Source organism: Neisseria sp. HMSC03D10 (assembly GCF_001807625.1).
Taxonomy (GTDB): domain Bacteria; phylum Pseudomonadota; class Gammaproteobacteria; order Burkholderiales; family Neisseriaceae; genus Neisseria; species Neisseria mucosa.
In genome coordinates this window covers 17,275-27,433 of record NZ_KV789534.1, presented here as the reverse complement: position 1 = coordinate 27,433, position 10,159 = coordinate 17,275, and the positions used below count along the sequence as shown (strand labels likewise).

The 10,159-nt window shown below is 51.1% G+C and carries 11 protein-coding genes; 6 read left to right on the top strand and 5 right to left on the bottom strand.

Translation table 11 applies throughout. From position 1 onward, the window contains the following. Positions 1-181 precede the first annotated feature (181 nt). The 5 genes from HMPREF3066_RS06045 to HMPREF3066_RS06025 are packed head-to-tail and all read right to left on the bottom strand — an operon-like array spanning position 182 to position 3,375. The gene (locus HMPREF3066_RS06045) at positions 182-613 is read right to left on the bottom strand and encodes a hypothetical protein (RefSeq protein WP_039406457.1); all 432 of its coding nucleotides are present in this window, start codon (positions 611-613) and stop codon (positions 182-184) included. Between the two features lie 15 nt (positions 614-628). Beyond that, positions 629-1,120, bottom strand: coding sequence for a CdiA family toxin C-terminal domain-containing protein (locus HMPREF3066_RS12270; protein WP_234396258.1), 492 nt, complete (start codon positions 1,118-1,120; stop codon positions 629-631). A gap of 39 nt (positions 1,121-1,159) precedes the next feature. Continuing rightward, positions 1,160-1,753, bottom strand: coding sequence for a DNA glycosylase (locus HMPREF3066_RS06035; RefSeq protein WP_070441180.1), 594 nt, complete (start codon positions 1,751-1,753; stop codon positions 1,160-1,162). 53 nt (positions 1,754-1,806) lie between these two features. Further along, the gene (locus HMPREF3066_RS06030) at positions 1,807-2,709 is read right to left on the bottom strand and encodes a DMT family transporter (RefSeq protein ID WP_070441177.1); all 903 of its coding nucleotides are present in this window, start codon (positions 2,707-2,709) and stop codon (positions 1,807-1,809) included. A 48-nt stretch (positions 2,710-2,757) separates the two neighbouring features. After that, positions 2,758-3,375 carry a phosphoribosylanthranilate isomerase gene (locus HMPREF3066_RS06025; RefSeq protein WP_039855523.1) on the bottom strand — a complete coding sequence of 206 codons (618 nt, stop codon included), beginning with the start codon at positions 3,373-3,375 and terminating at the stop codon, positions 2,758-2,760. A 351-nt stretch (positions 3,376-3,726) separates the two neighbouring features. Between HMPREF3066_RS06025 and HMPREF3066_RS13110 the strand changes: the two genes are divergently transcribed. From HMPREF3066_RS13110 to HMPREF3066_RS06000, 6 genes are all read left to right on the top strand, one after another. Then, entirely contained in the window at positions 3,727-3,885 is a 159-nt protein-coding gene (locus tag HMPREF3066_RS13110) for a hypothetical protein (RefSeq protein WP_016687403.1), read from the top strand. Between the two features lie 255 nt (positions 3,886-4,140). Further along, the gene (locus tag HMPREF3066_RS06020) at positions 4,141-5,058 is read left to right on the top strand and encodes a BPSS1780 family membrane protein (protein WP_060975491.1); all 918 of its coding nucleotides are present in this window, start codon (positions 4,141-4,143) and stop codon (positions 5,056-5,058) included. 255 nt (positions 5,059-5,313) lie between these two features. Continuing rightward, on the top strand, positions 5,314-6,573 hold the full coding sequence (gene rho / locus HMPREF3066_RS06015) for a transcription termination factor Rho (protein ID WP_003741568.1): 1,260 nt from the start codon (positions 5,314-5,316) through the stop codon (positions 6,571-6,573). Between the two features lie 97 nt (positions 6,574-6,670). Next, a complete protein-coding gene (locus HMPREF3066_RS06010) occupies positions 6,671-7,069 on the top strand; it encodes an HIT family protein (RefSeq protein ID WP_060975492.1) in 399 nt (132 codons plus the stop codon). A 102-nt stretch (positions 7,070-7,171) separates the two neighbouring features. Continuing rightward, positions 7,172-8,362, top strand: coding sequence for an LD-carboxypeptidase (locus tag HMPREF3066_RS06005; RefSeq protein ID WP_060975493.1), 1,191 nt, complete (start codon positions 7,172-7,174; stop codon positions 8,360-8,362). Between the two features lie 163 nt (positions 8,363-8,525). Further along, entirely contained in the window at positions 8,526-10,121 is a 1,596-nt protein-coding gene (locus HMPREF3066_RS06000; RefSeq protein WP_003767654.1) for a peptide chain release factor 3, read from the top strand. Positions 10,122-10,159 lie beyond the last annotated feature (38 nt).

Genomic DNA, 10,159 nt, shown 5'->3' with positions numbered 1-10,159 from the left:
GCTATGATACGGGTGTTTCGATATACAAGGTCATGGTGGATAGTATGGAGGAAGTTAAGGTTTTTGGCTATATTTACTTGCATAACAAATGCCGTCTGAAAAATTGTGAGCTTTTCAGACGGCATTGAGCCGTAAATCATGGAACGCGTGCGTGCTGAAGCACACACCTTACGCATGGATTTTAGGTTTCATGCAGGCTACAGTTTGTTTGAGAATATGTTTTTTGTATTTCTTTACACTTTTTTTGATATTCAGGGTGAGCTATTAAGAAATCAGATATTGCAATATTAAAGTAATGATATGCTAAATTAATAGGTATAATTAATTCTTCAGGATTGAAATCATCTCCAACTGAAAAATAAATAGAAGGAGCTTTATCAATATACTCAAATCCATTTACCTCTTCATAATCTCCAATCCATCTGGTAGCATCTATTTTTTCATATTGAGCACCTATTACTCCAAAATGTCCGGTAGTTGTAATATTTTTAAAACACTCTAAAAGCGTATCTTTAGTTTCAAATTGGTAAATTGTTTCAAAAAAAATCGAAATAACAAAATGGTTGTTATTTATAGATTTTTTCTTTAAGTTTAGAAAAATATTATTTTTCATAATTTTTTCTTTAAATTATTCTGGGTGAATGTTTGTAATTCTTCCTGTATTTACATCAAAATATGATCTAAATTTGATTCCGTCAAAGGTTTCTGAGAATTGAATGACATTTTTTCTTTCCGATATTGATTTAGTTCTTTCATTTTGAGCAATTTTAGAGGCTTTTGAATATCCTTGTGAAGCAGCTTTTTGAGCCATTTGAAGTATTTTATCATCAGAAAATTTTTTAGGATCATAAACAGTTTTTATACTTGAAATTTCCTTAAATCCACCATCAGGTTTACCTGTCCTGTCTAGTGTAGGAATCTCATATTTAATTCGGGTAATGCCTTCAATATCAGTTTGGGTTTCAGATTTTACGCGTCCTCCTCGTGAATTTAGTTCTGCCATAAAATTGGTGCGGTTATGGGCTCCTTGTTTCGTGTTTAATCCGAATCCTCGATTGACGGCGACTATATCTACTGCACACCATAACAGACACAACAACAGACCCGATGTCATAAACATACATACCCTCCGTTCTTTCCAATCTGTTTTCAGTCAATCTTACACCAAGCCCGCCATTTCGAAAAATGCCCGATACGCCGCCGCCTTTTTCGCCAAACTCAAAGGATAAGCGCGCGAAGTGGACGGCAGGCGGGTTAGGGTCAAATCCCGTCCGGCAAACGGAAACGGCACGGTTTCGCCCGTTTTCGGCATTTTGATACCGCCGCCCTGAATATCGAGCAGGACTTCCGTCGCCTTGCCGCCGGTAGTGCAGATATGTCGGCAGTCGGGCATCTGCGCCAACACCGCCGCCAAATCGACGGTTTCGACCACTTGCAAAAACTTGTCGGACGCATTGCCGTGTTCCCGCACCGCCTTCAACACGGTCGAGCAGGACGCAATCCCCCGTTCGCGCAAAAACGCCTTGATTTTCTCCTCATCAAACGCTTTTTCAGACGACCTTTGGAAATGCGCCGCATCATTAAAAAACACCAGCCCGTAGACGCGCCACATATCGTTTTGGAAATTCGGATAATGAAACTGCATCGCGCGTTTGTCTTCCTTGGGCGGAAACGTCCCCATCATCATTACCGTCGCCTGCGGCGGCAGCAAGGCAGGAAAAGGGTGAGTTTCGATTTCAAGCGGGGCAGACATCATGATTTCCTTAATAAAAAATATTGAACACAAAGCAGCCGGTTGCCGCCTTTTCAGACGACCTTCTGCCCGTACCGCATCAGCGTCATGCCGCCGACTGCCGCCGCGCAGCCCGCAACCAGCGAAATATGCAGCGGTTCGCCCAAAACCCACGCCGAAGACAGCATACCGAAAATCGGCACGAGCGTAATATAAGCCGCCGCGCTGCCTGCACCCAAAGTCTTCACGCCTTCGAAATACCACGCGTAGGCCAATACCGTCGCGCCGATGACCAGCCACGCCAATGCCGTCCAACCGCGTGCATCCATCGCCGCCATTGCATCAAACGGCAGTCCGTCCGTCCACAACGCCACCACCGACAACATCAGCGCGCCGATGAACGACGTTGCCGCCGTTACCGTCAGCGCGTCTATCCCGCGCAAGACCGCACGTCCGATTAAGGTATAAGCCGCCCAGCAGACCACGCAGCCGAAAATCAGCCACTCCCCCGCCTTGATGCCGCCCGACAATACCGTCAACGGCTGTCCTTGCGTTACCGCCGTTATCGCACCACAAACCGCCAGCAGCATACCCACCAAAATCTTCGCATTTAAACGTTCGCCGAAAAGCCAAGCCGCCAGCAGCAGCGTCAGCACGGGATTCACCGCCACCACCACCGCCGCCTTACCCGCCGGCATCGCCTGCAAACACAGCATGAAAAACACCGCATAGCCGCATACCCCGACGGAAGCGGCTGCCGTCAAGCCCAGCCATTGCCGCGCCGACAAAGCCGCCAAAGTCGCAAACCTGCTGCGTGCAAACAGCCAACCCAACAACAAAACCGAAGCCAACACAAACCGAACCGCCCCTCCCGTCAGCGGCGGCAGCGACTGCCCCAACATCCGCCCCATCGGCCAAGACGCACCCCACAACACCGCCATCCCCAGCAGTTTCAAATGTACAGAATAACGTTCCATCTCATTCCTTTATCAACAAAGGCCGTCTGAAAATCAGATTTTCAGTTTTCAGACGACCTTTGCAGCCGCCACAAACGCCGCTATTTTTTTCTTGTCTTTAATCCCTGCCGAGCTTTCCACGCCGCCGGACACATCCACCGCCGCCGCGCCGCTAGTTTTCACCGCATCGGCGACGTTTTCGGGCGTCAACCCACCCGCCAAAATCCACGGTTTGCCGATATTGCCGCGCAACAGCGTCCAATCGAAACTCTGCCCCGTACCGCCGTATTCGGTCGGATGGTAAGCGTCGAACAACAGCGCGCGCGCGTTGGGAAACTTGGCGCAGGCCGTCTGAATATCGGCGGCAGACTGCACGCGCACGGCTTTGAGATACGGACGGTCAAATTGGCGGCAGAAGTCATCGTCTTCATCGCCGTGAAACTGAATCACGTCTATCGGCACTTGGCGCAAAATTTCGCGGATATTTTCCGCCGTTTCATTAACAAATAAAGCAACCGCCGACACAAAGGGCGGCAGCACCGCCACGATTTCCTTCGCCTGCGCCGACGTTACCGCGCGTTTGCTTTTTGCGTAAAACACCAGCCCGACGGCATCCGCGCCCGCTTCGGCGGCGGCAAGGGCATCCTCGGGGCGGGTGATACCGCAGATTTTGGTACGGATTTTCATATCCCCCTCTCTTATTCGGAAAACAAGGATTATAGCGGAACAGCCCGCCATGACGGCAACAGGCTTCTTAAAGAAATCCCACTGTGAGACCTTTGCAATAACATGAGTTATTAAAATTTTATGCTCAATACCATTTTTAAAATGAAGAACCTCCCTGATTTCTTCTACTTTTTTCTCAATATCAGAAAGGTTTTAGCCAATTGAAAATTTTTTAGCACATTTTTATGCGTCAAATTTTGTTAACAGACTATTTTTGCAAAGGTCTCACTGTAAAAATGCAGCAAACTTGAATCTTTCCCCGCCACGGCGTAACCTTACGCCTTTATCCGATTACCGACGGGAGCCGACAACATGACCGAACCTAAAAACACCCAACCTTCCCTGCCCGAAGACGAACGTAAAAATCCCGTTTACCGATTAGGGCAGGCCGTTGCAGGATTTATGCTGGTCGTCTGGGCTGGCGTGTTGGCATTGGTTTTTTATTTGGTTTTCCGCTTTTGGTTCAGCTGACAGACAGCAAGCTGCCATCGTTTCTTTAAGCGTATCCTTCCCAAAACAGAAAACCGTCTGCCGATAGATTTCGAAACATATCGCCCAATAACCCATCTGCAATTTATCTTGGTACGCTATAAACTGCCTCATGCCAAACACAAAGGTCGTCTGAAAAATTTTCAGACGACCTTTTGTCAAACTCTCAACAAATAACCATATACGCTTATGATATAATGATAGCCTTTCTCATCTGTAAACTTGGAAATTATTTTTATGGAAACACTGCAACCTTCCCAGCACCCTATCACCCCCCAAAACTCCGTCAACGAACCCAAACGTCTACGCGCAGGCGAAGGAGTAAGCTGGTTTACCGACTCATGGCGTATTTTCAGTAAAAACAAATTCAAATGGATGGGCGCAATTATTTTAGTCAGCCTTATTCCGCTCTTTGTAGGTTTTCTATTCGGTTTGCTAGGCATTGAAAGCCCGCCCGCTGATTTCAATGATTTCACCTCAACCATAATAATCCGAGAATTGCTCTTCAATCTGTTTTTCTATTGGGTGGGCTTTTGTTTCCTCGGCGGTATCGTGCTGCTTGCAGCCCAAACCGCGCAAGGTAAGAATTTCAACTTCGGCTCTCTGTTTGCCGGATTTTCGATTAAAAAAAGCGGAGCATTCCTGATTCTTTTACTGCTGAGTATCGTCGTATGCCTGCTTTTAGCTTTGGCCGTTGTTATTCCTTTCAGCATATTCGCCAACGGAAATTTCTTAAGGGCAGACTTTATGCCGGCCTTTCCGATTTTATTTATTATCCTGTTGGTTATTATCGCCATTTACTCCATGATGTTTTGGCTGGCTCCCGCCTTTGTCATGTTGGAGGATATGAACCCTGTTGCCGCCATTAAGGCCAGCTTCAATGCCTGCCGCCGCAATATCCCAGCCCTGCTGGTATACGGCTTAATTTGGCTGGGTATCGGTATCGCGTTTTGGTTCATATTTATGATAGTCATGATTTCCGCATTTGCAACAGAAGCATCAATACAGCAATCAACCGCGCTCTCCGGCCCTTTCCTTATTTTGTTCTTCATCTTCTTATTGATTACTTACCTGGTTCTCTACCCTGTAGCAATGATCGGCATATACACCGCCTATCGCAGTATTTTCCCCCAAGGTCGTCTGAACAAATACTAATCTTTCAGTAGAAGATGGTTATTTCTTCTCAAAGTCGTCTGAAACCTATTTCAGACGACTTTTTCAATTCGATGTTACCAGCCATGCAACAAAACCTATGCCATACAAACCTTGCCCCACCTAAATTTGACACCCGCCCTCCGACTGCCTACAATTCAGGTTTCTCAAAAATCACCGTACATTCCGTACACCATTCTTTTCAGACGACCTCTGTCTTCCGAATCCCATTCTTTTCCAATACAACTGTCAAAAATCATGCACGTTTCAGAACTACAAACCCTACACATTTCCAAACTCTTGGAAATGGCAGAAGAACACGGCATTGAAAACGCCAACCGTTTCCGCAAACAAGACCTCGTATTTGCCATCGTCCGCCAAATGATGAAGCAGGGCGAAAGCTTTACCTGTTCCGGCACGCTCGAAATCCTGCCCGACGGCTTCGGCTTTTTACGCAGCGCAGACACCTCCTACCTCGCAGGTCCCGACGACATCTACGTCTCACCCACGCAAATCCGCCGCTTCAACCTGCATACGGGCGACACCATCGAAGGCAGCGTACGCGTACCCAAAGACAACGAACGCTATTTCGCCCTCGTCCGTCTCGACAGCATCAACGGCGATCATCCCGAAGTCTGCAAGCACAAAATCCTCTTCGAAAACCTCACCCCGCTTTTCCCTACCAAGCAATTCAAACTCGAGCGCGACATTAAAGCCGAAGAAAACCTTACCGGCCGCGCCATTGATTTAGTTTCCCCCATCGGCCGCGGACAACGCGCCCTTTTGGTTGCGCCGCCGAAAACCGGTAAGACCGTGATGCTGCAAAACATCGCCCACGCGATTACCGCCAATTATCCCGACGTCGAACTCATCGTCCTTTTGATTGACGAACGCCCCGAAGAGGTTACCGAAATGAGCCGTTCCGTACGCGGCGAAGTCGTGTCTTCTACCTTCGACGAACCGGCGCAGCGCCATGTTCAAGTGGCCGAAATGGTGATTGAAAAAGCCAAGCGTATGGTGGAACACAAAAAAGACGTGGTCATCCTGCTTGACTCGATTACCCGCCTCGCCCGCGCCTATAACACCGTCGTGCCGACCTCCGGCAAAATCCTCACCGGCGGCGTAGATGCCAATGCCCTCCACCGCCCCAAACGCTTCTTCGGCGCGGCGCGCAACGTTGAAGAAGGTGGCTCGCTCACCATTATTGCGACCGCTTTGGTAGAAACCGGCAGTCGCATGGATGATGTGATTTATGAAGAATTTAAAGGCACAGGCAATATGGAGCTGCACCTCGACCGCCGCATGGCGGAAAAACGCCTGTTCCCCGCCATCAACATCAACAAATCCGGCACGCGCCGCGAAGAGCTGCTGGTACCGAACGACCAGTTGCAGCGCATGTGGCTCTTACGCAAATTCTTGCATCCGATGGACGAAATCGAGGCCACCGAATTTTTGGTGGGCAAACTCAAAGATTCCAAAAACAACGACGATTTCTTCGAGCTGATGCGCGGAAAATAAAATCATCGAAGGTCGTCTGAAAACGATGGATTAAGTTTTCAGACGACCTTTCTCATTTCCGACAACCTGTCCCCTCATATCCAAACGAGAAAACCCCATGACCTGCCCCATCTGCACTGCCGACAACGAAGACATTTTGCTGCAAACCCCAAACCTGCGCGTTATCGCCGTCCACAACGAAGCCTCAGCCCCGGCATTCTGCCGCGTCATCTGGAACGACCACATCGCCGAGATGACCGACCTTTCAGCCGCCGAACGCGCCGAAATCATGGAAATGGTGTATAAAGTCGAAGCCGCCATGCGCCAAGTGTTCCGTCCCGCCAAAATCAACCTTGCCAGCCTGGGCAACGTCGTCCCCCATCTGCATTGGCACGTCATCGCCCGCTTCGAAAACGATGCCAACTTTCCCGCCCCGATTTGGGCAGCCCCCGTCCGCGAACACGGCATGACCCTGCCGGACCACTGGACGGAACAAGTCAAAGCCCTGCTGGCGTAACGTTCAGACGACCTCAATAGGCGTATCGGATACCGCATATCAACCGATTTTCAGACGACCCCTGCCGAAAAGGTCGTCTGAAACCCAAGCAAAGGAAACCATATGACCTGGCAAACCTCCCGCCGCCATTTCCTCCGCGCCTGCTCCGCCGCAGCCGGAGCCGGACTGCTGCAAGCCTGCGGCACCGGCACGACCGTTACCCCGTCCACTCAAACCGGCAACACAGCGAAAGCCCAACCCGTGCAGCCCAAAACCAGCCATCCCCCACGCTCCGGCGACAACCTCCTCCGCGTCGTCGCCCCTTCCGGCTTTGCCGAAGACCCCAACCGCGTCAACGCAGGCTTGACCCGCCTCTATAACGCAGGTTTTACTGTGACCAACCAACAAGCAGGCAGCCGACGCTATCAACGCTTCGCTGGCTCCGACGCCCAACGTGCCGCCGACTTCCAAGAGGTCGCCACCGGCCGCGTTGAAACACCCAAAGTCCTCATGGGCTTGCGCGGCGGCTACGGCGCGGCACGCATCCTGCCGCAAATCGACTTCGCTTCACTCGGCGCCAGAATGCGCGAACGCGGCACCTTGTTCTTCGGCTTCAGCGACGTTTGCGCCGTCCAACTCGCCCTGCTCGCCAAAGGCAATATGGCAAGCTTCGCCGGCCCTATGGTTTACAGCGAATTCGGCAAACCCGAACCCAGTGTCTTCACCATGGATTCGTTCATCCGCGGCACCACCAACAACGTCAACATTATCGACGTTCCCGCCATCCAACGCGCCAACGTCAACGTCGAAGGTACCTTATGGGGCGGCAACCTCAGCGTTCTCGCCTCCCTCGCAGGCTCGCCCTATATGCCCGACATCCAAGGCGGCATCCTGTTCGTCGAAGACGTCAGCGAACAACCCTACCGCATCGAACGCATGTTGAACACGCTTTATCTTGCAGGCATCCTGCAAAAACAACGCGCCATCATCTTCGGCGACTTCCGCATGGGCACCATCCGCGACGTATACGACTCAAGCTACGACTTCTCCGCTGTCGTCAACCACGTCTCACGCACCGCCAAAGTCCCCGTCCTGACAGGCTTCCCCTTCGGACACATTACCAATAAAAGCACCTTCCCATTAGGCGCACATGCCAAAATCCACAGCACTGCCAACGGCGGCTACACCGTAACCTTCAGTGGCTACCCTACCCTGAACCCCGCCGCCCTAACCCTCAACAACCTGCTGCCCCCGCCTATGCCTACCTTTGACAGCGCTACTTACAGCCCCATAATTGAAGAAATTACCGAATAAACAAGATGCCAATCCAAGAGAAGGTCGTCTGAAAAGCTTTCAGACGACCTTTTTTATCCCCTAATCATTGAACCGATTAATGTTTTTTTGTACAATCCCCGCCATCTCAATCCTTTCTCAGGCCGTCGGAAAAGCGGCCTGAACCTTTTTGCAAAGAAAGCCCATGTCCCAAGAAATCCTCGACCAAGTGCGCCGCCGCCGCACGTTTGCCATCATCTCACACCCTGACGCGGGTAAAACCACGCTGACCGAAAAGCTGTTGCTGTTTTCAGGTGCGATTCAGAGCGCGGGTACGGTAAAAGGCAAGAAAACCGGCAAATTCGCCACCTCCGACTGGATGGAAATCGAGAAGCAGCGCGGCATTTCCGTGGCATCAAGCGTGATGCAGTTCGACTACAAAGACCACACCGTCAACCTCTTGGACACGCCGGGACACCAAGACTTCTCCGAAGACACCTACCGCGTTTTAACCGCCGTGGACAGCGCGTTGATGGTCATCGACGCGGCAAAAGGCGTGGAAGCGCAAACCATCAAACTCTTGAACGTCTGCCGCCTGCGTAATACGCCGATTGTCACGTTCATGAACAAATACGACCGCGAAGTGCGCGATTCTTTGGAATTGCTGGATGAAGTGGAAAATATTTTAAAAATCCGCTGCGCGCCCGTCACTTGGCCGATCGGCATGGGCAAAAACTTCAAAGGCGTGTACCACATCCTGAACGATGAAATCTATCTCTTTGAAGCGGGCGGCGAACGTCTGCCGCACGAGTTCGACATTATCAAAGGCATCAACAATCCCGAATTAGAACAACGCTTTCCGCTGGAAATCCAGCAGTTGCGCGACGAAATCGAATTGGTGCAGGCGGCTTCCAACGAGTTTAATCTCGACGAATTTCTCGCCGGCGAACTCACGCCCGTGTTCTTCGGCTCGGCGATTAACAACTTCGGTATTCAGGAAATCCTCAATTCATTGATCGACTGGGCGCCCGCGCCGAAACCGCGCGACGCGACCGTGCGCATGGTCGAACCTGACGAGCCGAAGTTTTCCGGATTTATCTTTAAAATCCAAGCCAATATGGACCCGAAACACCGCGACCGCATCGCCTTTTTGCGCGTCTGCTCCGGCAAATTCGAGCGCGGCATGAAGATGAAACACCTGCGCATCAACCGCGAAATCGCCGCCTCCAGCGTGGTTACGTTCATGTCGCACGACCGCGAGCTGGTGGAAGAAGCCTACGCGGGCGACATCATCGGCATCCCGAACCACGGCAACATCCAAATCGGCGACAGCTTCTCCGAAGGCGAACAACTGGCGTTTACCGGCATCCCCTTCTTCGCACCCGAACTGTTCCGCAGCGTCCGCATCAAAAACCCGCTGAAAATCAAGCAACTGCAAAAAGGTTTGCAACAGCTCGGCGAAGAAGGCGCGGTGCAGGTGTTCAAACCCATGAGCGGCGCGGATTTGATTTTGGGCGCGGTCGGCGTGTTGCAGTTTGAAGTCGTTACCTCGCGGCTGGCCAACGAATACGGCGTAGAAGCCGTGTTCGACAACGCATCCATCTGGTCCGCGCGCTGGGTATCGTGCGACGACAAGAAAAAACTGGCAGAGTTTGAAAAAGCCAATGCGGGCAATCTGGCGATAGACGCAGGCGGCAACCTCGCCTACCTCGCCCCCAACCGCGTGAATTTGGGACTCACGCAAGAACGCTGGCCGGACATCGTGTTCCACGAAACGCGCGAGCATTCGGTGAAATTGTAATAGATTAAAAAGGTCGTCTGAAAACCGTTTCAGACGAC

Excerpts from the sequence above, each read along its gene's own strand:
- HMPREF3066_RS06045 (WP_039406457.1), bottom strand. The coding sequence starts at position 613 with ATGAAAAATAATATTTTTCTAAACTTAAAGAAAAAATCTATAAATAAC.
- HMPREF3066_RS12270 (WP_234396258.1), bottom strand. The coding sequence starts at position 1,120 with ATGTTTATGACATCGGGTCTGTTGTTGTGTCTGTTATGGTGTGCAGTA.
- HMPREF3066_RS06035 (WP_070441180.1), bottom strand. The coding sequence starts at position 1,753 with ATGTCTGCCCCGCTTGAAATCGAAACTCACCCTTTTCCTGCCTTGCTG.
- HMPREF3066_RS06030 (WP_070441177.1), bottom strand. The coding sequence starts at position 2,709 with ATGGAACGTTATTCTGTACATTTGAAACTGCTGGGGATGGCGGTGTTG.
- HMPREF3066_RS06025 (WP_039855523.1), bottom strand. The coding sequence starts at position 3,375 with ATGAAAATCCGTACCAAAATCTGCGGTATCACCCGCCCCGAGGATGCC.
- HMPREF3066_RS13110 (WP_016687403.1), top strand. The coding sequence starts at position 3,727 with ATGACCGAACCTAAAAACACCCAACCTTCCCTGCCCGAAGACGAACGT.
- HMPREF3066_RS06020 (WP_060975491.1), top strand. The coding sequence starts at position 4,141 with ATGGAAACACTGCAACCTTCCCAGCACCCTATCACCCCCCAAAACTCC.
- rho (WP_003741568.1), top strand. The coding sequence starts at position 5,314 with ATGCACGTTTCAGAACTACAAACCCTACACATTTCCAAACTCTTGGAA.
- HMPREF3066_RS06010 (WP_060975492.1), top strand. The coding sequence starts at position 6,671 with ATGACCTGCCCCATCTGCACTGCCGACAACGAAGACATTTTGCTGCAA.
- HMPREF3066_RS06005 (WP_060975493.1), top strand. The coding sequence starts at position 7,172 with ATGACCTGGCAAACCTCCCGCCGCCATTTCCTCCGCGCCTGCTCCGCC.
- HMPREF3066_RS06000 (WP_003767654.1), top strand. The coding sequence starts at position 8,526 with ATGTCCCAAGAAATCCTCGACCAAGTGCGCCGCCGCCGCACGTTTGCC.